Source organism: Streptomyces sp. NPDC058691 (genome assembly GCF_042714775.1).
Taxonomy (GTDB): Bacteria; Actinomycetota; Actinomycetes; order Streptomycetales; family Streptomycetaceae; genus Actinacidiphila.
The window spans coordinates 77,290-97,605 of sequence record NZ_JBHXSO010000035.1 but is presented as its reverse complement, the minus strand read 5'-3'; the positions used below and the strand labels follow the sequence as shown (position 1 = coordinate 97,605).

Here is a 20,316-nt window from a genome sequence, read left to right as displayed (position 1 = left end):
CCGAACGCCACCGCCGACTTGATCGTCCCCTGGAACGCCGGACCGGCCTCGGTCACACCCAGGTGCAGCGGATAGTCGCACTGCGCCGCCAGCAGACGGTACGCATTCACCATCACCACCGGGTCGTTGTGCTTCACCGAGATCTTGATGTCCCGGAAACCGTGCTCCTCGAACAGCGAGCACTCCCACAGCGCCGACTCCACCAGCGCCTCAGGCGTGGCCTTGCCGTACTTCTCCAGCAGCCGCCGGTCCAGCGAACCGGCGTTCACCCCGATCCGGATCGGCGTACCGGCGTCCGAGGCCGCCTTCGCGATCTCCTTCACCTTGTCGTCGAACTGCCGGATGTTCCCCGGGTTCACCCGCACCGCCGCACAGCCCGCGTCGATCGCCGCGAACACGTACTTCGGCTGGAAGTGGATGTCCGCGATCACCGGGATCTGCGACTTCTTCGCGATCTGCGGCAGCGCGTCCGCGTCGTCCTGCGAGGGGCAGGCGACCCGCACGATCTGGCAGCCGGCCGCCGTCAGTTCGGCGATCTGCTGCAGCGTCGCGTTGACGTCGGCGGTCAGTGTGGTCGTCATGGACTGGACGGAGACCGGCGCGTCGCCGCCCACCGCCACCGGCCCGACCTGGATGCGCCGCGAACGGCGGCGCTCCGCGAGCGGTCGGGCCGGTACGGAGGGCAGGCCGAGCGACACTCGCTCGACTGCTGTCATCGCGACGTCACTTCCCGCGGTTTCCCGCGACGGTCTCGCGGCCCGCCCTGATGGACTCCTTCAGGGAGGTCATCGTGGCGAGGACGGCGGTCGGCTCGTAGCCGCAGTGCGCCATGCAGTTGGCGCAGCGCGGGTCCTTGCCGCGGCCGTACTTGCTCCAGTCCGTGTCCTCGATGAGCTCCTTGTACGTGGTCACATACCCGTCGCTCATCAGGTAGCAGGGACGCTGCCAGCCGAAGAGCGAGTAGTTGGGGATGGCCCACGCCGTGCAGGGGAAGTCGACCTTCCCCTCCAGGAAGTCCAGGAAGAGCGGGCTGTGGTTGAGCCGCCATTTCGCCCGGTTGCCGCCGGAGAAGGCCTTCCGGAACAGTTCGCGGGTCTGCTCGACGCCGAGGAAGTGCTCCTGGTCGGGGGCCTTCTCGTAGGCGTACGCCGGCGAGATCATCATCTCGTCCACCTCGAGCTCGTCATTGAGGAAGTTGAGCACCTCGATGATGGTCTGCGGGGTGTCGGTGTTGAAGAAGGTCGAGTTCGTGGTGACCCGGAAGCCGCGCCGCTTGGCCTCCTTGATCGCCTCGACGGCCTCGTCGAAGACGCCCTCCTTGGCCACCGATTCGTCGTGCCGCTCACGCAGGCCGTCGATGTGCACGGCGAACGCGAAGTACCGCGACGGTGTGAACTTCTCCATCTTCTTGCGCAGCAGCATGGCGTTGGTGCAGAGGAAGACGTACTTCTTCCGCGCCACCAACTGCCGCACGATCTCGTCGATCTGCGGGTGCATCAACGGTTCTCCACCGGCGATGGAGACCATCGGCGCGCCGGATTCCAGGACGGCTCCGACCGCTTGGGCGACGGGCATGCGCTGCTTGAGCACACCGGCGGGGTGCTGGATCTTCCCGCAGCCCTCGCATTTGAGGTTGCAGGCGAAGAGCGGCTCCAGTTCGACGATGAGAGGGAACTTCTCGCGCCTGCGGAGCATTTTCTGTTCGAAGAGATAGGTGCCGACCCGGATGGACTGACGAAGAGGCATGGCCATCTAGCTCACCTCCAGGGGAGCGCGGTAGAGCGGTGCCAATCAAGAAACGCGGGAAGAAGATCCCTCAGTACACGGAACGCGGTGATTCCCGTGCGGAGGGTGCCGAGGCGCACGAGCTCGAACTCGGGCGTGTCGACGACCACACGAGCCGCCGCGACGGGGCGTGGGCCCCGGGCGAGCGCGGCCCGCATCATCGCCGCCGACTCCATGTCGACGGCGATGGCACCGGTGGACCGGAGCGCCACCCGCTCCGGTCCCCGTACGACATGGTCGGACTCCGCGAGCCGGCCGATGTGCACGGTGTGCCCGGCCGCCTTGAGCGCGGCGGCCAGTGTTGCACCGTCCTGCGGGCCGTCGGCGACCACCACGTCGCCGGGCCGCATTCCGGTGGCCAGTCCGGCACAGAAGCCGGTGGTGAGGACGGGGGCCCCGTCGAGCGCGGGGTCGCGCAGCGCCTCGGCGACGGCACGCTCCGCCGCCTGGGGGCCCATGCCCGTGCGCACGAAGACGACCTCGGGGCCCTCCCCCTTGCCGCGACGCGGGTACGCCCCCGCCACGGCGCGCGCACGGCCGCCGCCGCGCAGTGCGAACCGCTCCATCCGCAGCGCGCAGACGATGAGCAGAGGTGGGCCGGACGGCCCCATCAGTCCCCCTTCCGTACTCCGCCGAAGGGCTCCCCGTGCACATAGCGCCCGAGGGCGGTGAGCGGGAACACCATGCGGTAGAGGTGGTAGTTGATGGAGAAGTCCCGCGGGAAGCCGGTGCCCGTGAAGTAGGGCTCGTCCCAGGAGCCGTCCTCCAGCTGCGTGTCGACGAGCCGGCGCACGCCGCGCGTGACGGCCTCGCTCTCGCGCTCGCCGGCCGCCAGCAGGGCCATCAGCGCCCAGGCGGTCTGGGAGGGCGTGGACTCGCCGCGCCCGGCCCAGTCGGCGGAGGAGTAGGACCGAAGGTCCTCGCCCCAGCCGCCGTCCTCGTTCTGCACGGACTCCAGCCAGGACACGGCATGCCGCACCGCGGGGTGACTGCCCGGCAGCCCGGCGGCGACGAGCGCGGGCACCACCGACCCCGTGCCGTAGATGTAGTTGACGCCCCAGCGGCCGAACCAGGCGCCGTTCGGCTCCTGTTCGGCGAGCAGCCAGTCGATGCCGCGCCGGGTGTGGGGGTCGTGCTCCAGACCGAGGGCGGCCAGCATCTCGACCACGTGCGCGGTCACGTCGGCCGAGGGCGGGTCGATGACCTCGCCGAAGTCGCAGAAGGGCAGCCGGTTGGGGAAGGCGCTGGTGTTGTCGGCGTCGAACGCGCCCCACGCGCCGTTCTTGGACTGCATGCCGAGGTTCCAGCGCACGCCGCGCTCGATCGCGGACCTCATCCGGCCCGGTTCGGGGTGGTCGACCCGCAGCAGGGCGAGGACGACCTCAGCGGTGTCGTCGATGTCGGGGTAGGTGTCGTTCTCGAACTCGAACGCCCAGCCGCCGGACGGCAGGTCGGGCCGCTGCACGGCCCAGTCGCCGCGCTTGCTGATCTGCTCGCCGAGCATCCACTCGGCCGCCTTGACCAGCGCCGGGTCATCGGCCGGGACTCCCGCGTCGGCGAGGGCGATGGCGGCCAGACAGGTGTCCCAGACCGGCGACTGGCACGCCTCGATCATGCGCGTGTCCTCGTCCGGCCAGACCGCGAAGTCGTCCAGCGCCCGGAGGCCGGCGCGGAGCACGGGGTGGTCGAGGTCGTAGCCGAGCAGGTGGAGCGCGATCACGGAGTAGACGGCGGGAGGCTGGATGCCGCCGAAGCAGCCGTCGTTCTCCTGCCGCTCGATGATCCAGCGGGCGGCGGAGCGCAGCGCGGCCCGGCGCAGCGGGCCGACGCTGACCTTGCGGTAGGCGTGCAGGGCCCGGTCGAGCCGCTGGAACACCCCGTCCCAGCTGCCGAGGAAGGCGCGCTTGACCGGCGGGTTCGGCCGCGCCGGGTCGACGTGCAGTTCGTCGAGTCCGAAGGGGACCGGCCGCACCGGCCGGTGGGCGGCGACGACGGTGAGCGGCACGATGGTCTGCCGGGCCCAGCTGGCGAACGAGTAGATGTTGAGCGGGGCCCACTTGGGCAGGAAGATCAGCTCCGGCGGCAGCTCCGGCAGGTCCTCCCAGCGCCACCAGCCGAACAGGGCGAGCCAGATCCTGGTGAACACCCGGGCCCGGGCGACACCGCCCTGCTCACGGACGAAGGCGGAGGCGGCCGCCATCCACGGGGCGTCAGGTGCGTCTCCCGCGAGCCGGAGCGCGACGTACGCCTCGACGGTCGCGGAGACATCGCCGGGGCCGCCGTGGAAGGTCGGCCAGGCACCGTCGCCACGCTGCTGGGACCGGATCCAGCGGGCGGCGGCCGCGACGATCCGCTCGTCCTGGATACCGAGGAACTGACGGAGCAACAAGTCCTCGGCGTCCATCGTCACATTGGTCTCGAGGTCGCCCTTCCACCATCCGTCAGGGTGCTGACGGGCCAGCAGGTGGTCGGTGGCACGGCGCGTCGCGTGCGCCGCCGCCTCTACCCCGGGGGGACGTGTCGTGCCGTCCCGTGACGAACCGGGCGTCTGATGCGTCGGTCTGCCCGCTGCCTTCGTGCTGGCCGAGGGTGTCCCGGAGGCCGCGATGCCCCCGGGACCGCCGTCGGTCGTCGCTGTCATGGCTTCCCCTTTGCACAGTCGTTCTGTCTGCGGTGTTGGGGCTGCCGTCGGCCGTTACACGTGCCCGGCCGGCGACGTACTGCGCTCCACTTGCGTCCTTACTTCTCGCGAACCACCACAAAATCCGCCAGACCCACGAGCTTACGGCGAACTTCACCCGACATGTCCATTTTGTCGAGTGCGGAAATTGCGGTGGCGTACTGGCGACGGGCCTCCTGGGATGTCCACTCCCGACCCCCAGCCTCCTCGATCAACGCGGCCCTCGCCGCGAACTCTTCCTCGTCGAAGGACTCGATATCATTACGGTCCGCCGAGTCCGCGGCCTTCGCATCCGCTGCCAGGAGCTCGGCCAGGCGTTCCGAGGCCGAGCCCCCCGCAGCCAGCGCGGCCACGACCGGCAGCGACTTCTTGCGCTGGCGCAGGTCGCTCCAGGTCTGCTTGCCGGTCGCCGCCGGGTCGCCCCAGATGCCCAGCAGGTCGTCGATGGCCTGGAAGGCCAGGCCCAGGTGGTACCCGTACTCCTCCAGGGCGTCGGCGTCCGCCTCCGAGGCGCCGCCGAGCACCGCGCCGATGGAGGAGGCGCAGGCCAGCAGGGCGCCGGTCTTGTTGCCCTCCATCTCCAGGCACTCCTGCACGGTGACCCGCTCGCGGTGCTCGAAGGAGATGTCCTGCGCCTGACCGTCGATCAGCTTGCGGGTAGCGGTGGTGATCCGCCGGGTGGCCCGGCCGGCCTCCGGGGTGCCCTGCTCCAGCAGGATCTCGTTCGCGAGTGCGAACAGCGCGTCGCCGACCAGGATGGCCTGGGCGGGACCGTGCACCTTCCAGACCGTGTCACGGTGCCGGCGCTGCTCGTCGCCGTCCATCAGGTCGTCGTGCAGCAGCGAGAAGTTGTGCACCAATTCGACCGCGACCGCGCCGGGGATGCCGGTCTCGGGGCCCGCGCCCGCGGCCTCGGCGGAGAGCAGGGCGAGCGCGGGACGGACGGCCTTGCCGCTGTCGCCGTGGGTGGGGTTGCCCGCGGCGTCGATCCACCCGAAGTGGTAGGCCGCGACGGTGTCCATGGGGGGTGCGAGACGGTCCACGGCGGCGCGCAGCACCGGCGTGGACAGCTCGCGGCCGCGCTCCAGCAGCGCGGTCACGGTCGCTCTGTCGACGCCCGCGTTCATCTGCTCGTGGCCAGCGGTCACATTGTCTCCTCGGGTTGCACTGGTGAGGCTCATGCCGGCTCCAGGCCTTCGATTTCGAAGGGGCGTGGGTCGAAGGGATGGCGGAGTGCGGTCAAAGCTGCTCGGGAGGCTTGCAAACCGCTGCGGACCGCGCTTTCCATGGTCGCGGGCCAGCCGGTGGCGGTCCACGCGCCGGCGAGCCAGACGCCCGGCGCCCGGGTACGGGGACCGGGGCGCAGGGCGCCGACACCGGGGGCGGGCGCGAAGGTCGCCGTCCGCTCCCTGGTGACGAAGAAATCCCGGACGACGGCGTCGCGCGCGGCCGGGAGCAGTCGCTCCAGTTCGGGCAGATAGCGCTTGCGCAGCTCTGCCACCGGCAGGTCGATCTCCTCCTCGGCGGCGGACTGGGACAGGGCGAGGTACTGGCCGCCGCCGGTGAGCCCGGAGGGCTCCGTACGGTCGAAGACCCACTGCACGGGACTGCCGAGTGCCGCGAAGAAGGGCTGCCGCAGCACCTCACGGTCGTAGACGACGTGGACGTTCAGGATGGGCGCGGTGCCGATGCGCAGCAGGGCGCCGGGATCCTCCAGGGCACCCGCGGGCAGCAGTCCGTGCGCCTCGTGCTGCGGCACGGCCAGCACCACGACGTCGGCGGTGATGCGCTCGCCGCGGCCGGGGCCGGTCTCGGCCTCGACCTCCCAGACCGCACGGCCCTCGCCGGCGTCGGGGGCGGCCGCGCCCGCGTCGGACCGTACCGGCTCGGCCGCGTCCGTGCGGGTGATCGAGGTGACGCGGGCCCGCAGCAGGGTGCGGACCCCGGCCTTGTCCAGGGCCGTGCGGGCCCGGTCGTCGTGCAGCTCGCCGAGCGGCCGGGCGGCCCAGCCGATGTCGGCGGCACCCGGGTCGGACAGCAGTCCGGTCTTGAAGACCATCGCGGCCAGGCCGAGCGAGGAGTTCGCCGCGGTGGCGTTGAGGGTCGCGACGCCGACCAGGTCCCACAGGGCCTCGATCGTGCGCGGCGACTGGCCGCGCCGGCTCAGCCAGCTGCCGAAGTCCACCGCGTCCAGCGCGGGGTCGGCGAGGTCCAGGCCGCGCAGGGCGAGCGCGGCGCGGCCGACGGAGGCACGCTCGGCGAGCGACAGGTGCGGGTACGTGGCCAGGCTCGCGGCCAGGTGCAGCGGAACCGGGAGCCCGGCGCGCCGCAGCCGGCCGAGCCGCGGCCGGGCGCCGCCGACGTCGAGCACGGGCACGTCCAGCCGGTTCTGCACGGTGACGAGCTCGGTCGCGTCGATCCGGTCGAGGAACCGGCGGTACGCGTCGCAGCAGCGCAGGAAGACGTGCTGGCCGTTGTCGACGGTCAGGTCGCCGCGCTGGAAGGAGAAGGCGAGGCCGCCCAGCCGGGGCCGTGCCTCCAGCAGGGTGACGCGCAGCCCGGCGTCGGCCAGTGCCAGGGCCGCGGTCGTGCCCGCGAGCCCGCCACCGACCACGACGGCCGTGTGCTCAGCCATCCGTCCTCCCCCTCGGTCCGCCCCGCGGGGCGGACCGTACCGTTGCCGACAGTGACGCGCCGGACACGGTGACGGTTGCCACGCCGTGGGAGAAAAACCGCTTCGCCCGCCGGCGGACGGCTTCCGTACCCGGTTCGGGCGCGCCGCATGGACCGGCAGCGGCGCCCGTGGCGGCTGGAGCGGGCGTCACACGCGCCTCCTGGCCGCCCGGCGGGCGTCGAGTCCCGCGAGACCGCGGGCCGCGACGTACGCCTTCTCGTGGGCGGGGAGCGAGACCCGGCCGCGCAGTACGGCCTCGGGGTCGGCGGCGATGCGCTCCAGCAGCCGGCGGTAGATGCCCGCCATCGCGGAGACGCAGGCGCCGCTGCGGCGGTCCAGCATGGGCAGCAGCCGGTAGCCGTCGGCGAACAGGGCCCGGGCCCGGCGCACCTCGAACTCGATCAGGCCGGCGAAGTCCGCGCCCTGCGGCGGGGTGTCGGAGTGGAATCCGTCCGAACAGCCGAACTTGGCAAGGTCGTTGGCGGGCAGGTAGGTGCGCCCGTTGCTCGCGTCCTCGCGCAGGTCCCGCAGGATGTTGGTGAGTTGCAGGGCGAGCCCGAGGGTGTCGGCGTACTCGGCGGCGCGCTCGCGTTCCTGCGCGGAGGTCGCCGTGCCGAAGACGCCGAGCGAGAGCCGGCCGATGGCCCCGGCGACACAGCGGCAGTAGGCCGCGAGGTCGTCCCATGTCTCGTAGGTGTCGCCGCGCAGGTCCATCTGGACGCCGTCGATGAGCTCGTCGAGCCCGCCGAGCGGGATCGGGAAGCGGCGGGCGGAGTCGGCGAGGGCGACCGCCACGGGGTCGGTCTCCTCCTCGGTGACCTCGCCGGCGCGGACCCGGGCCAGCACGGCGCGCGTCTGGTCCAGCCGGGCCTGCTTGTCGGCGGGCGCGAGGTCGCCGTCGCCGATGTCGTCGACCCGTCGGGAGAACGCGTACAAGGCCGACATCGCCTGCCGTTTGGGGGTGGGCAGCAGCCGGATGCCATAGGCAAAGTTGCGGGCTTCGTGGCCGGTGACGCTCTCGCAGTAGGCGTACGCCGCGAGCACCGGTCCGGACATGCGATCGGAGCCGTTCACTGTCCGGCTCACCCCTCTCTTCGCAATGTCGACCCCACCTCGCGCAGGAGGCTGTACTTGCCCGCCTTCGGCGGCCCTGGCAGCACGTCGTACCCGGCGTCCGCGATCGCCCGGAGGGCGGCGCGGCCTCCCCCGACGAATCCGGCGAGCAGCAGCCTGAGCCTGCCGTGGACGCTACCCACCAAGGGGGTGCCTTCATTCAGAAGATCGCGGGCGCGTTCCGCTTCACGGGCCACCAGCGCGCGCACCGATGCGCCCGCGGTTGCGGTGGTGAGATCGGTTTCGGTCACGCCGAAGTGCTTCATGTCCTCGGCGGGCAGGTAGATGCGGTCGCGGCCGAGGTCCTCGGTCACGTCCTGAAGGTGCTCGACGATCTGCAGTGCGGTGCAGACCGCGTCCGAGCGGCGGATCCGCTCGGGGGTGGCGGTGCCGGTGATGCCCAGGACGAGGCGGCCGACCGGGTTGGCCGACAGCTCGCAGTAGGCGAGCAGGTCCTCGTACGTGGCGTAGCGGCGGACGAGCTGGTCCTGCCGGTTGGCCGCCACGAGGCCGAGGAAGGGCTCCGGGGTGAGGCTGTGCCGCAGCACGGTGGGGCGCAGGGCGCGGAGCAGGGGGTGCCGGATCGTGTCCGGCGGGCCGTCGAAGACCCGGCGCAGGTCGGCCTCGAAGGCGTCGAGCATGGCCACGCGGTCATCGGCCGCGTCGGCGGGCAGCCCCAGGCGCAGGGCGTCCTCGCGTCCGCCGCCGGCCAGGTCCCCGTCGCCGATGTCGTCCACGAGCCGGGCGTAGCCGTAGACGGCCATGAGGTCACCCCGCCAGGAGCGGGGCAGGAAGAACGGGGCGACCGGGAAGTTCTCCCTGGTCGCCTTGGCGAGGACGGCCTGTGAATGGGCGTCCGCGGACGCGTCGCCCGAAGCCGCGGGGCGCAGCGCGGTCACCGTGGACGTCCCGGTGTCCGGGCGGTGGGCGCCTTCTCCCCAGGGGTCCACAGAGCCATAGCCGTCACATCCCCCGTTCTACACTGATAGCCCATAACACCCAATTTCGGACACGCCGCCGCCATATCTCCTGCTCCGGGCCACCGCGTACCCGAACCGACTCTCCGGACGTTTCGCCTGAGATCCGGCGATTGAGTACCGCTACAGCTTACGGCGCAGAGCGGGCCCGGCGTGCGCCGGGGTGCACAACGATGTCGATCCGCAAGCTCCAACGCACATTCGGAGGGTCGACTTCCAGGGTGCTGGCAAAGTCCCGTAAAAATCAGGAGCCACACAGGTCCCGAATGACCGTTTCGGCCACACGCCTCACTACGGCGGCCCCAACGCGGGATGAATTTCGCGATCAGCCCCGGCCGTACTGCTCCTCGGCCTTCCAGAAGTACACGAAACCACCCACACCCATCACCAGGGCCCAGCCCAGCGCGACGGCCCAGACGTGCGGGGGCAACTGCTCGGCGGTGAAGCTGTCGATCAGCGCGAAGCGCACGAGGTCGATGTAGACGGCGGCCGGGTTCAGCTGCAGGGCCAGCTGGACCGGCGCGGGGGCGTGCGCCGTGAAGTGCGTGATGCTGTACATGACACCAGAGGTGTACATCCACGTGCGCAGGACGAACGGCATCAGCTGCGCCAGGTCGGTCATCCTGCTGCCGAGCCGCGCCATGACCATCGCGAGCCCCGCGTTGAACACCGACTGCAGCGCCAGCGCGGGCACGGCCAGCAGCCAGGCCGGACGCGGCACCTCACCGGTCATGAGCACGATGGCCAGCAGCACGAGCATCGACATCAGCAGTTGCTGTAACTGCACGAGGGTGAACGCCAGCGGCATCGAGGCGCGGGGGAAGTGCAGTGCCCGGATCAGGCCGAGGTTGCCGGAGATCGAGCGGACCCCGGCCATCACCGAGGACTGGGTGTAGGTGAAGACGAAGACACCGGTGACCAGGAACGCGATGAAGTTGTCCACACCGCGGTCGGTGCCGAGCAGCAGACCGAAGATGAAGTAGTAGACGGCCGCGTTGAACAGCGGCGTCAGCACCTGCCACAGCTGGCCCAGCCGGGCCTGGGTGTACTGCGCCGACGCCCGGGCCCTGGCGAACGACGAGATGAAGTGCCGGCGGCTCCACAACTGCCGCAGATAGGCCGCGAGGCCCGGCCGGGCGCCGCTGACGGCGAGGCCGTACTTGGCCGCGAGTTCGGCCGGGGCCGGAACGTCGTCCGCGGACGACGCCGCTCCGGCACCCGTGGCGACCGCATCGTCGTGCGCTGTCTCGCTCACAGTCGACACTTTCGTCCCGTGGGAAGCGCATCCGGGCGGAAGGTGCCGGATGCGCCGCGTGCTGTCGACTTTCGAGCTTGTCAGATGATCGGGGGCCGGCCCAGTCGGGCGAGCCGCCAGACGGTGGACCACCGCATGGGCCGGCGCCGGCCGCACGGAGTCGTCCAGCCCTCCCGGAACCCGCCGAACCAGGCGCGCAGCGCCGGTCGCGAGGGCCGCCGCAGCAGCGTCAGCAGCAGCCAGACCCCCACATACGCCGGCACCAGCGCCCAGGGCAGATTGCGCCGGGCGAGCCACACGCGGTTGCGGGCCACCATGCGGTGGTAGACGGCGTGCCGGCTCGGGGCGGTCAGCGGGTGGTAGAGCACCATGTCCGAGCGGTAGTCGATCATCCAGCCCGCGTCGAGGGCCCGCCAGGCGAGGTCGGTCTCCTCATGTGCGTAGAAGAACTCGTCCGGCAATACGCCGACCTGCTGGAAGACCGTGGTGCGGACGGCATTGGCGCCGCCCAGGAAGGTCGTGACGCGTGAGGAGCGCATCGGGTCGGAGGCGCGCAGCCGGGGGACGTGGCGGCGCTGGGTGACGCCGGACTCCGGATCGGCGATCCGGAAGCTGACGATGCCGAGGTGGGGGTCGTCGGCGAAGGCTTCGCGGACCAGAGCGGCGGTGTCCTCGTCGGGCAGCAGCCCGTCGTCGTCGAGGAACAGGAGGACGTCGACGTCACGGCCGCCGGGGCCGAAGACCTCTATGCCGACGTTGCGTCCGCCGGGTATGCCCAGGTTCTCGGGCAGTTCCACGGACCGCACGCCGGCCGGCAGCTCGGGCAGCGGGGAGCCGTTGCCGACCACGGCGACCTCTATCGCCGGGCCGGTCTGCTTGGCGACCGAGTCCAGCAGGTCGCGCAACTCCTCCGGGCGGTTGCCCATGGTGATGATCACCGCGCCGAGGCGCAACGATTCCGCCGACGTCCCCACCGCTGTCACCTCAGCCTGTTCGAGGCGAGGATCGAGACCAGGTGCAGCAGCGTCTGCAGCACGGCGATGGCGGCCAGGGCGCACACCGCGATCCGGGTGAACAGCAGGTCGCCGTGGAAGGAGTCCGCGACACCCGCGGCCAGGATCAGCAGCGAGGCCTCGACGCCGCCGACCAGTCGGTGGAACTTCAGCGCGGCCGCGGCCCGGCGCGCCAGCGCCAGACCGGAGGAACGCGGCACGGACGCCTCGTCCTGCACCGCGGGCAGGCCGCTGCGTGCCCGGGCCACGTCGACCAGGTCGGTCTCCGCCTTGATCAGGATGGCGCCCAGGGCGGCCAGCGTCCCGAGGAACGCCCAGCCCCACTGGGTGCTCGCGCCGTCCCGGTGGAAGAGGTCGGCGGCGCGCACGCCGAAACCGATCAACAACGCGGCCTCGGACAGGTAGTGGCCCACCCGGTCGAGGTACACGCCGGTTATGGAGGTCTGTCTGCGCCAGCGGGCGACCTCGCCGTCCACGCAGTCCAGCAGCAGGTACAGCTGGATCAGCAACGCGGCGGCCACGGCTCCGGCCGGGCCCGGCACCAGGAGCGCCGCACCGGCCGCGATGCCCGCGACGATCATCAGATACGTGAGCTGGTTGGGCGTCACCCGGCTGTTCACCAGGTGACGGGTCCAGCGCAGCGAGACCTCGCGCATGTACATGCGCCCGGCCCAGTGCTCACCGCTACGGCGGTCCTTCAGCCCTGCGGGGTGAACGACCGGCCGCAGCTCAGCTACCGATGGTTTTGGCATAGTCTGCGTAAGCGTCCCTGATCTCGTCGGTGGAAAGCTCCAGGTGCTCGAGGATCGTGTAGCGCCCGGGGCGGGTCTGCGGTGCGTAGGCGACGGCCTTGACGAACTCGTCCTCGGTGAAGCCGATCTCGCCGGGCGTGACCGGCAGTCCGTGGTTGCGCAGGGTCTCCGCGAAGAGCCCCGCCTGTTCCTCGGCGCCGCGCAGGAACATCGCGAAGGCGGCGCCTATGCCGACCTGTTCACCGTGGGCGGCGGCCCGCCGCGGGTGGAGCAGGTCGATCGCATGGCTGATCTCGTGGCAGGCACCCGACGCGGGCCGGCTGTCGCCGCTGATCGACATGGCGATGCCGGTGAGCACCAGCGCCTCGGCGAGCACGGTCAGGAACTCGTCGTCACCGATGCCGCCGGGGTGACGGAGCACGGACTCGCCGGCCGTCCGGGCCATCGCGGCGGCCAGGCCGTCGATCGGCTCACCCGTCTCGCGGTGGGACAGCTCCCAGTCCGCGATGCAGGAGATGTTGGAGATGGCGTCGCCGATGCCGGAACGCACGAAGCGGACCGGGGCCTCACGGATCACGTCGAGGTCGATGACCATGGCGATGGGGCTCGGCACGCCGTACGAGCCCCGGCCGTTGTCGTTGTCCAGCGTGGACACCGGCGAGCACAGGCCGTCGTGCGCCAGGTTGGTCGCGACGGCCACCACCGGCAGCCCGACACGGGCGGCGGCGTACTTCGCGGCATCGATGATCTTGCCGCCGCCGAGCGCCACCACGGCGTCGTAGCGCTTGCCGCGCATGGCGTCGGCGAGCCTGACGGCGCCGTCGATGGTGCCGCCGGCCACCTCGAACCAGTCGGCGCCGGGCAGCGCCGGGGCCAGCCGCTCGCGCAGCACCTGGCCGGAGCCGCCGCTGACCGCGACGGCCAGCCGGCCGGAGCTGGAGATCCGCTGGTCGGCCAGGACCACCGCCAGGTCGTCGAGGGCTCCGGCACGGATGTCGACGACGACCGGCGAGGGTATGAGCCTCGTCAGTACCGGCACGCGATCTCCCGGGCCCGGTTGAGGTCGTCGTGGTTGTCGATCTCGACCCAGGGGACCTCGCCGATCGGGGCGACGTCGACGCGCAGCCCGCGGTCGACCAGCTCCTGGTAGCCGTCCTCGTAGTACAGCTGCGGGTCGCGCTCGTAGGTCGCCTTCAGCGCGTCGGCGAGGTCGTCGGCCGCGGCGCCCTCGATGAGGGTGACGCCGATGTACTCGCCGGTCGCCGAGGCCGGGTCCATCAGCTTGGTGATCCGGCGCACGCCCTGACCCTCGGCCGTGACGACCTTCATCTCCTCGTCGGCCAGGTCCTTGACCGTGTCCAGGGCGAGGATGATGCGGCGGGCACCGCCGCGGGCCTCCAGCAGCGTCTGCTCGACGGAGACGGGGTGCACGGTGTCGCCGTTGGCGAGGATCACGCCCTCGGCGAGCACGTCACGGGCACACCACAGGGAGTAGGCGTTGTTCCACTCCTCGGCCTTGTCGTTCTCGACGAGGTGGAGCTTGACGCCGTACTTGGCCTCCAGCGCGGTCTGGCGCTCGTGCACGGCCTCCTTGCGATAGCCCACGACGACGGCGGCATCGGTCAGACCGATCTCGGCGAAATTGCGCAGCGTCAGGTCCAGGACCGTGGTCCTGCCCTCGCCCGCCCGGTCCACCGGCACCAAGGCCTTCGGCAGGGTGTCGGTGTAGGGGCGAAGACGCCGTCCGGCGCCGGCCGCCAGCACGAGGCCGATCATGCGGGTTCTCCTGTTTCGTCGTGCACGGCGGGCGCCCCCGAGGACATCCAGAAGCGGATGCTCTCGGTGAGCACCAGCAGGGCGAGTGCGACGGCGAGGACCGTCAGCGCCACCGTGAATCCCGTGGTGTGCGCCAGGGCCACGGACACGGCCGCGACCACGAGCGTCCTTCCCTCGTGCCCGCCGGTCGCCCGTACCAGGGCCCGTGGCGGCGCCCCTGTCCCGCCGCGGATGCGGTACACCGTGTCGTAGTGATGGTAGGCGACCGCGGCAACCAAACAGAAAGCCGCGGGCAATGCTCCGTTCACCTTCGAGACGGCCGCGAGCGCCAGGACGGTTCCGTACTCGGCTGCCCGGAAGAGGGGCGGGACAAGCCAGTCGAGGGCTCCCTTGAGCGGTCCTGCGACGGCGAGGCCCGCGGTGACGACGTAGACGGCCGCGGCCGCGAGCGGCCACCAGCTGCCCGCCGGGGCCGCCAGTGACGTGGCGATCATCACTGCCGCGCCCACCGCGGCGGCGGCCGGGAAGCCGCGGCCGCGCAGCGTGCGGGCGACGGCCTCGGCGAGGGGTCCGGTGTCGGCGAGCTCGGCCAGCGCGGCGGCGGCGCGGTCGGTGCGTACCGCCTTGCGGGTCAGCGAGCGCAGAACGCGACCGGCGGTGGTGTAGCAGGCGGCGAAGGCGCAGCCGATGATCAGTACCACGAAGGTGATGCGCGGTGTGGTGGCCGCGGTGAGGACGGCTATCAGCGCCCAGCGTTCGCCGATGGGCAGCACGATCATCCTGCGTATCCACACCGTCCAGCCGGCCCGGTCGAGCCGGTCGGACAGCGCGGCGGTGGGGCTGGTGTTGGCCTCCGCGTCGTGGTTGGCCTCGTTGAAGGAGAAGTCGACCACATGGCGGCAGGTCTGCAGGACCATCGCCCCCAGGGCGAGCGCCCATACGTCGTCACCGCCGCCGGCGCGGGCGGCGCCGAGCGCGAGGCCGGCGTAGTACGCGTACTCCTTGACGCGGTCGAAGGTGGCGTCGAGCCAGGCGCCGAGCGTGGAGTACTGCAGCGAGTAGCGGGCGAGCTGCCCGTCGGTGCAGTCCAGCACGAAGGACGCGATGAGGAGCACGCCGGCCGCCACGAACCCGGGGCGGGTGCCGGTCGCGGCGCAGGCGGCGGCGATCAGGGCGACCAGCAGCGAGGCAGTCGTCACCTGGTTCGGCGTGAACCCGCGGCGGGCGCACCAGCGCGCGATGTAGCGGGAGTACGGACTGACGAAGTGGGTGGTGAAGAAGCCGTCGCGGGACTTCACGGCGCTGCGCAGGCGCACCGCCTCGTCGTCGACGGCGGCGACGGCCGCCTCGGCCTGTGCCCGCTCCTCAGCGCCGGCCGGCACCTGGGCGACCAGGACGCCGAGCTCAGGCCGCTGCACGGCGACGCCTTCGGCGTCCATGCCCGCCGCCAGCTCGTCGGGCAGGCTCGCCGCCCCGGCGACGGCGGTACGGCCCGCGCGCCGGTCGCCGGCCGGCGCCAGCGCCCGTATGAGCGCGGGACGGGCGGCCGGCTGGACGGACAGGGCGCCCGGCACGGCGGCGGCGTCGAAGCGGGGGTCGGTCAGCGCGAGCCGCAGCGCGTGGACGTGGCCGACGAAGCGCGGGTCGACGACCGCGACGCGCTCGGCGGGCGGGACGGCGGCAAGGCGTGCCGCGAGGGCACCTGCGTCGTCCACCGCGAGCACGTCGAAGCCGAGGCCGCGCAGGTCACCCTCGATCGGTGAACCCGCGACCGGCGGACCGGTGAGGATGGCGGTCGGCAGACGGACTCACTCCCTGGGACACACAGTGGACGGGTGGGGCGGCGCCGGTCGGCACCTGGCTCTGACACACCGGCCGGATACCCGGGCGCGCCGTGTCAGGGCGGCTGTGACGGCAGAGGCTATCGGATTCCGGGAAGGTTCCGTTCACCGGCCGTTTCCCTGCCCTTGGTGCGGATGGCGTGATCATCATCACCGGTCGCGGACGAAGGGACAACCCTCGGTGCGTATCCGCCGATAGGGTGACGGTCATGACGTGGCTGATCACAGGCGGGGCAGGATTCATCGGCTCTCATGTGGTGCGGGCGATGACCCGCGCCGGGGAACGCGTCGTGGTCTACGACGACGGCTCGGCCGGCGTGGCCTCCCGGGTCCCCGCCGACGTGCCGAGGGTGACCGGTTCCACACTCGACCGGGACCTGCTGGACCGCACGATCGCCGAGCACGGCGTCACGGGCGTCGTGCACCTGGCGGCACGGAAGCAGGTCGGCCAGTCCGTGGAGCAGCCGCTGCTGTACTACCGGGAGAACGTGGGCGGCCTCGGCACACTCCTGGAGGCGGTGGCGGCGGCCGGGATCGGCCGTTTCGTCTTCTCCTCCTCCGCCGCGGTGTACGGCCTGCCGGACGTGCCGCTGGTGACCGAGTCCACGCCGTGCCTGCCCATGAGCCCCTACGGGGAGACCAAGCTGGCCGGCGAGTGGCTGGTGCGGGCGGCGGGCAGGGCGCACGGGATCTCCACGACATGTCTGCGGTACTTCAACGTGGCGGGCGCGGCCGTGCCGGAACTCGCGGACACCGGGGTCTTCAACGTCGTCCCGATGGTGTTCGAGAAGCTCACCGCGGGCGAGCCCCCGCGGATCTTCGGCGACGACTACCCGACCCCCGACGGCACCTGCGTCCGTGACTACATCCACGTCGAGGATCTGGCCGACGCGCACCTCGCCGCCGCCCGCTGGGTCACCGGCCGGGACACCGCCGAGGACCTGACCGTCAACATCGGGCGCGGCGAAGGTGTCTCCGTTCGTGAACTGATCGACCTCATCACCGAGGTCGCCGGATACCCGGACGTGACACCGCTGGTGACTCCGCGCCGCGCCGGCGATCCGGCGAGCGTGGTGGCCTCGGCCGAGCTGATCCACAAGGAACTCGGCTGGAGCGCCGTGCGCGGGGTGCGCGAGATGGTCGAGTCGGCGTGGGAGGGCTGGTGCGTGCTGCACCCGGAGGCCCGCCGCCCCTAGTATCCGCCGCCCTCCGGAACACGCCCCGTACGCGGGCCATCGCCGCAGGTCACCGCACATGACAACGGTGACCAGTGGCGAGTTGCCCACGGACGGTCACCGTTGTTCACTGGGGCACGCCGGCCGGAGCCGGCGAGCGCGGGAGCGCGGACGGCGAAAGGGGAGTCCCAGACCATGGGGGCAGGGCACTCGCACGGGCACGACCACGGCCACGGATCCGCGGCCGGGCTGACCGGCACGGCCGCGGCGCAGTTCCGCGACCGGCTGCGGATCGCGCTCGGCATCACGCTGCTGATCCTCGTGGCGGAGGTGGTGGGCAGCACCCTCACCGGTTCCCTCGCGCTGCTCGCCGACGCCGGCCACATGGCCACGGACGCCGCGGGCCTGGCGATGTCGCTGGTGGCGATCCACTTCGCCAACCGCCCGCCGAGCGAGCGCCGTACCTTCGGCCTGGCACGGGCGGAGATCCTTTCGGCGGTGGCCAATGCCGTGCTGCTGTTCGGCGTGGGCGCGTACATCTTCTACGAGGCCGTCTCCCGGCTGGTCACCCCGGCCGAGGTCGAGGGCGGGCTCACGGTCGTCTTCGGCGTGGTCGGCCTGGCGGCCAACTCGGTGTCGCTCCTGCTGCTGATGCGCGGGCAGCGCGAGAGCCTGAACGTGCGCGGCGCGTTCCTGGAGGTCACTGCGGACGCCCTGGGCTCGCTCGCGGTGGTCGTGGCGGCCGTGGTGATCATGACCACAGGGTGGCGTCAGGCCGACCCGGTGGCCTCGCTGCTGATCGGTGTGATGATCGTCCCGCGTACGTGGAAGCTGCTGCGGGAGGCCATCGACGTCCTGCTGGAGGCCGCCCCCCGGGACGTCGACATGGCGGACGTCCGCCATCACATCCTCGCGCTGCCCGGCGTCGAGGGCCTGCACGACCTGCACGTGTGGACCATCACCTCGGGCATGCCGGTGCTCTCGGCCCACGTGGTGGTGAGCCCGGACACCCTGGACGCCGTTGGCCACGAGAAGGTGCTGCACGACCTGCAGGGCTGCCTGGGAAGCCACTTCGACGTGGAGCACTGCACATTCCAGCTGGAACCCGGCGGCCACGCGGAGCACGAGGCGCGGCTGTGCCACTGACCCGGCGACACCCGCGATCGACACAGTGTCACCGGCATTGAGCGCGCTGCGACGACGTCCGGACCCCGCGCGTGAGGCAGACTGAGGTCTCGTCGTCGATGCAAAGGATGGCCATGCCCACGAGTCCCGCCGCCGGCCGGCCCCTCACCCCCGCCCCGGATCCCGCCTCCAACGGCGCCTCGGCTCCGATCATGCTCGAACTGGTCGACGAGACCGGGGTGACGATCGGCACCGCGGAGAAGCTCTCGGCCCATCTGCCGCCGGGCCGGCTCCACCGGGCCTTCTCGGTCTTCCTCTTCGACGGCGAGGGCCGGCTGCTGCTCCAGCGCCGGGCGCTCGGCAAGTACCACTCCCCCGGTGTGTGGTCGAACACCTGCTGCGGCCACCCCTACCCGCAGGAGCCGCCCTTCGTCGCCGCGGCGCGCCGCACCGCGGAGGAGCTGGGCGCCGCCCCCGCGTCGCTGCGGGAGGCCGGCACGGTCCGCTACAACCACCCGGACCCGGCGTCGGGCCTGGTGGAGCAGGAGTTCAACCACCTCTTCGTGGGCCTGATGACCGCGCCGCTGAACCCCGACCCGGAGGAGATCGGCGAGACCGCCTTCGTGACCCCGCGGGAGCTGGCCGCGCTCGAGGAGTCGGGGCCGCTCTCCGCCTGGTTCCCGACGGTGCTGGGAGCGGCCCTGCCGGCCGTGCGGGAGCTGACGGGCGAGCGCGCCGGCTGGTAGCCGTCGCACCTCACCGTCACAGAAGAGCGCCGGGCGGCAGCGGAAGCGCCGCCCAGATGACCTTCCCCCCGGAAGCGGTCTGCTGCACGTCGCACATCCCGCCCGCCTCGGCGGTGACCGACTTGACCAGCAGCAGGCCGCGCCCACCGGTGTCCGCGTCGTCCACCCGGAGCGCCTTCGGGCGGTACGGATGGTTGTCCTCCACCGCCACGCGGACCCAGTCCAGGCCCACGGCGACCTCCACGGCGATCTCCGGGGAGAGCAGGGCGGCGTGCCGCACCGCGTTCGTCACCAGCTCGGACACGATCAGCAGCAGGCTCTGGAGCAGGTCGTCGTCGATGGGGACGCCCTGCCGCACGAGCAGGTCCCGTACGGCGTGCCGGGCCTGCGGCACCGAGGAGTCCAGTGCGGGGGCGGTGAAGCGCCACACACCCTCGTAGGGGCGCGGAAAGTCCGGTGCCACCGGAGGCACCGGTTCGGGCGGGACGCTCCCGCGTACGTCCATGGCGGCGTTCACCCTCGCATTCGCGCGATGCTCCCCGCGGTCCCCCTTCCCGGCCCGCTGGGCGGCGACGGGGTCCGCCTCACGTTCCGAGTGTCGGCAGCCGGGGACTCCACCCCGAGTCGCTGACCGTAAATCCGCAGCTTTCGACCGCGTGCGACACAGCGTGACCGGAGTTGGTGAGCGCGATGTGCCCCGATGACCCGCCGGTACCGCTTTCAATGCTCCACTGGAGTCTGCCGCGCCTCGGCCACCATTCCGACGATCCGCCGGCCGCCCAGGCCCGCACCGAGCAGGCCGAGACCGTCGAAGAGCAGCGCCAGCGAGAAGAAGGCGCCGATCACGTAGACACTGCTGTGCGGCCAGTTCGCCAGCACCAGGACGGCCAGCAGAATGCCGACCGCCCCCTGGATCAGCGTCCACACCATCTGCGGTCCGCGCACCACCAGTCCGCCGAACAACCGGAAGATCCCGCCGGTCAGGAACAGCAGCGCGGCGAACATCGTGAGGGCCGCCGCGCTCTCCGCGGGATTGCGGATGACGACCACGCCCGCCGCGATGTACAGGGCAGCGACCACCAGGGCCAGCCAGAAGTAGTTGATCTCGCGGTTCTGGACGGCCTGCGCCAGGCCCACGACCCCGCCGATGAGGAGCAGCCAGCCGAACAGCACCATCGAGGTGATGGTGGCGAAACCCACGTAGAAGAGCCCGACCAGGCCGCAGACGACGAGGACCGCGCCGAGGACGGCGACCCACCCGAAGCTGCGTTTGATCCCGGCTTCGGGGGGATCCGGGTACTTCTTGCGTCCCTTGAACGGGGCCATGGCCGCCTCCTTGAACGCGTCGGGAGCCGGTCCGGGCCGGCTAGGGGACATATACCCCGATTCCTTGGGCGGAGGCCC

At 71.7% G+C, this 20,316-nt stretch carries 19 protein-coding genes; 3 read left to right on the top strand and 16 right to left on the bottom strand.

Features of this window, described 5'->3' with window-relative positions:
• The 14 genes from ACFWVC_RS24380 to ACFWVC_RS24315 form a co-directional block, all read right to left on the bottom strand.
• Positions 1-716: flavodoxin-dependent (E)-4-hydroxy-3-methylbut-2-enyl-diphosphate synthase (locus ACFWVC_RS24380; RefSeq protein ID WP_384289890.1), on the bottom strand; the 716-nt coding region annotated here is incomplete at its 3' end.
• Between the two features lie 7 nt (positions 717-723).
• Positions 724-1,752, bottom strand: coding sequence for an adenosyl-hopene transferase HpnH (gene hpnH, locus ACFWVC_RS24375; protein ID WP_384289888.1), 1,029 nt, complete (start codon positions 1,750-1,752; stop codon positions 724-726).
• 5 nt (positions 1,753-1,757) lie between these two features.
• Positions 1,758-2,396: a 1-hydroxy-2-methyl-2-butenyl 4-diphosphate reductase gene (locus tag ACFWVC_RS24370; RefSeq protein WP_384289883.1), complete on the bottom strand. Its 639-nt coding sequence runs from the start codon at positions 2,394-2,396 to the stop codon at positions 1,758-1,760.
• Positions 2,396-4,426, bottom strand: a complete 2,031-nt coding sequence (shc, locus tag ACFWVC_RS24365) for a squalene--hopene cyclase (protein WP_384289880.1) — start codon at positions 4,424-4,426, stop codon at positions 2,396-2,398. The genes ACFWVC_RS24370 and shc overlap by 1 nt, the downstream gene beginning before the upstream one ends.
• Positions 4,427-4,524: 98 nt before the next feature.
• On the bottom strand, positions 4,525-5,646 hold the full coding sequence (locus ACFWVC_RS24360; protein ID WP_384289874.1) for a polyprenyl synthetase family protein: 1,122 nt from the start codon (positions 5,644-5,646) through the stop codon (positions 4,525-4,527).
• Positions 5,643-7,100, bottom strand: a complete 1,458-nt coding sequence (gene hpnE, locus ACFWVC_RS24355) for a hydroxysqualene dehydroxylase HpnE (RefSeq protein WP_384289871.1) — start codon at positions 7,098-7,100, stop codon at positions 5,643-5,645. Before hpnE ends, ACFWVC_RS24360 begins: the two co-directional genes overlap by 4 nt.
• A 186-nt stretch (positions 7,101-7,286) precedes the next feature.
• Positions 7,287-8,195: a presqualene diphosphate synthase HpnD gene (hpnD, locus tag ACFWVC_RS24350; RefSeq protein ID WP_384289913.1), complete on the bottom strand. Its 909-nt coding sequence runs from the start codon at positions 8,193-8,195 to the stop codon at positions 7,287-7,289.
• 26 nt (positions 8,196-8,221) lie between these two features.
• The gene (gene hpnC, locus ACFWVC_RS24345; RefSeq protein WP_384289908.1) at positions 8,222-9,142 is read right to left on the bottom strand and encodes a squalene synthase HpnC; all 921 of its coding nucleotides are present in this window, start codon (positions 9,140-9,142) and stop codon (positions 8,222-8,224) included.
• A gap of 412 nt (positions 9,143-9,554) precedes the next feature.
• Positions 9,555-10,484 (bottom strand): ABC transporter permease, encoded by a 930-nt coding sequence (locus tag ACFWVC_RS24340; protein WP_384289869.1) that lies wholly within the window; start codon positions 10,482-10,484, stop codon positions 9,555-9,557.
• An 80-nt stretch (positions 10,485-10,564) separates the two neighbouring features.
• On the bottom strand, positions 10,565-11,410 hold the full coding sequence (locus tag ACFWVC_RS24335; RefSeq protein WP_384289905.1) for a glycosyltransferase family 2 protein: 846 nt from the start codon (positions 11,408-11,410) through the stop codon (positions 10,565-10,567).
• A gap of 53 nt (positions 11,411-11,463) precedes the next feature.
• Positions 11,464-12,249, bottom strand: a complete 786-nt coding sequence (locus ACFWVC_RS24330; RefSeq protein WP_384289866.1) for a CDP-alcohol phosphatidyltransferase family protein — start codon at positions 12,247-12,249, stop codon at positions 11,464-11,466.
• Positions 12,227-13,288 (bottom strand): iron-containing alcohol dehydrogenase family protein, encoded by a 1,062-nt coding sequence (locus ACFWVC_RS24325; RefSeq protein ID WP_384289864.1) that lies wholly within the window; start codon positions 13,286-13,288, stop codon positions 12,227-12,229. Before ACFWVC_RS24325 ends, ACFWVC_RS24330 begins: the two co-directional genes overlap by 23 nt.
• Positions 13,276-14,025: a sugar phosphate nucleotidyltransferase gene (locus tag ACFWVC_RS24320; protein WP_384289861.1), complete on the bottom strand. Its 750-nt coding sequence runs from the start codon at positions 14,023-14,025 to the stop codon at positions 13,276-13,278. The genes ACFWVC_RS24325 and ACFWVC_RS24320 overlap by 13 nt, the downstream gene beginning before the upstream one ends.
• Positions 14,022-15,827 carry a DUF5941 domain-containing protein gene (locus ACFWVC_RS24315; RefSeq protein WP_384289902.1) on the bottom strand — a complete coding sequence of 602 codons (1,806 nt, stop codon included), beginning with the start codon at positions 15,825-15,827 and terminating at the stop codon, positions 14,022-14,024. The genes ACFWVC_RS24320 and ACFWVC_RS24315 overlap by 4 nt, the downstream gene beginning before the upstream one ends.
• A 248-nt stretch (positions 15,828-16,075) precedes the next feature.
• Here ACFWVC_RS24315 and galE point away from each other — a divergent pair, with 248 nt between their 5' ends.
• The 3 genes from galE (at position 16,076) to idi (ending at position 18,912) form a co-directional block, all read left to right on the top strand.
• Positions 16,076-17,062 carry a UDP-glucose 4-epimerase GalE gene (gene galE / locus ACFWVC_RS24310; protein WP_384289859.1) on the top strand — a complete coding sequence of 329 codons (987 nt, stop codon included), beginning with the start codon at positions 16,076-16,078 and terminating at the stop codon, positions 17,060-17,062.
• A gap of 174 nt (positions 17,063-17,236) precedes the next feature.
• Complete coding sequence (locus ACFWVC_RS24305) at positions 17,237-18,187, top strand: cation diffusion facilitator family transporter (RefSeq protein WP_384289856.1); 951 nt, start codon at positions 17,237-17,239, stop codon at positions 18,185-18,187.
• A gap of 113 nt (positions 18,188-18,300) precedes the next feature.
• Positions 18,301-18,912: an isopentenyl-diphosphate Delta-isomerase gene (gene idi, locus ACFWVC_RS24300; protein WP_384289854.1), complete on the top strand. Its 612-nt coding sequence runs from the start codon at positions 18,301-18,303 to the stop codon at positions 18,910-18,912.
• A 16-nt stretch (positions 18,913-18,928) separates the two neighbouring features.
• On the opposite strand, the gene ACFWVC_RS24295 is transcribed toward idi, so the two are convergent.
• A complete protein-coding gene (locus tag ACFWVC_RS24295; protein ID WP_384289851.1) occupies positions 18,929-19,417 on the bottom strand; it encodes an ATP-binding protein in 489 nt (162 codons plus the stop codon).
• Positions 19,418-19,632: 215 nt separating this feature from the next.
• The gene (locus ACFWVC_RS24290; RefSeq protein WP_384289849.1) at positions 19,633-20,238 is read right to left on the bottom strand and encodes an HdeD family acid-resistance protein; all 606 of its coding nucleotides are present in this window, start codon (positions 20,236-20,238) and stop codon (positions 19,633-19,635) included.
• Between the last annotated feature and the right edge of the window lie 78 nt (positions 20,239-20,316).

Bases quoted from the DNA above. Each gene is read 5' to 3' on its own strand.
- hpnH (WP_384289888.1), bottom strand. From the start codon at position 1,752: ATGGCCATGCCTCTTCGTCAGTCCATCCGGGTCGGCACCTATCTCTTC.
- ACFWVC_RS24370 (WP_384289883.1), bottom strand. From the start codon at position 2,396: ATGGGGCCGTCCGGCCCACCTCTGCTCATCGTCTGCGCGCTGCGGATG.
- shc (WP_384289880.1), bottom strand. From the start codon at position 4,426: ATGACAGCGACGACCGACGGCGGTCCCGGGGGCATCGCGGCCTCCGGG.
- ACFWVC_RS24360 (WP_384289874.1), bottom strand. From the start codon at position 5,646: ATGAGCCTCACCAGTGCAACCCGAGGAGACAATGTGACCGCTGGCCAC.
- hpnE (WP_384289871.1), bottom strand. From the start codon at position 7,100: ATGGCTGAGCACACGGCCGTCGTGGTCGGTGGCGGGCTCGCGGGCACG.
- hpnD (WP_384289913.1), bottom strand. From the start codon at position 8,195: ATGTCCGGACCGGTGCTCGCGGCGTACGCCTACTGCGAGAGCGTCACC.
- ACFWVC_RS24335 (WP_384289905.1), bottom strand. From the start codon at position 11,410: ATGGGCAACCGCCCGGAGGAGTTGCGCGACCTGCTGGACTCGGTCGCC.
- ACFWVC_RS24330 (WP_384289866.1), bottom strand. From the start codon at position 12,249: ATGCCAAAACCATCGGTAGCTGAGCTGCGGCCGGTCGTTCACCCCGCA.
- ACFWVC_RS24320 (WP_384289861.1), bottom strand. From the start codon at position 14,025: ATGATCGGCCTCGTGCTGGCGGCCGGCGCCGGACGGCGTCTTCGCCCC.
- galE (WP_384289859.1), top strand. From the start codon at position 16,076: ATGACGTGGCTGATCACAGGCGGGGCAGGATTCATCGGCTCTCATGTG.
- ACFWVC_RS24305 (WP_384289856.1), top strand. From the start codon at position 17,237: ATGGGGGCAGGGCACTCGCACGGGCACGACCACGGCCACGGATCCGCG.
- idi (WP_384289854.1), top strand. From the start codon at position 18,301: ATGCCCACGAGTCCCGCCGCCGGCCGGCCCCTCACCCCCGCCCCGGAT.
- ACFWVC_RS24295 (WP_384289851.1), bottom strand. From the start codon at position 19,417: ATGGACGTACGCGGGAGCGTCCCGCCCGAACCGGTGCCTCCGGTGGCA.
- ACFWVC_RS24290 (WP_384289849.1), bottom strand. From the start codon at position 20,238: ATGGCCCCGTTCAAGGGACGCAAGAAGTACCCGGATCCCCCCGAAGCC.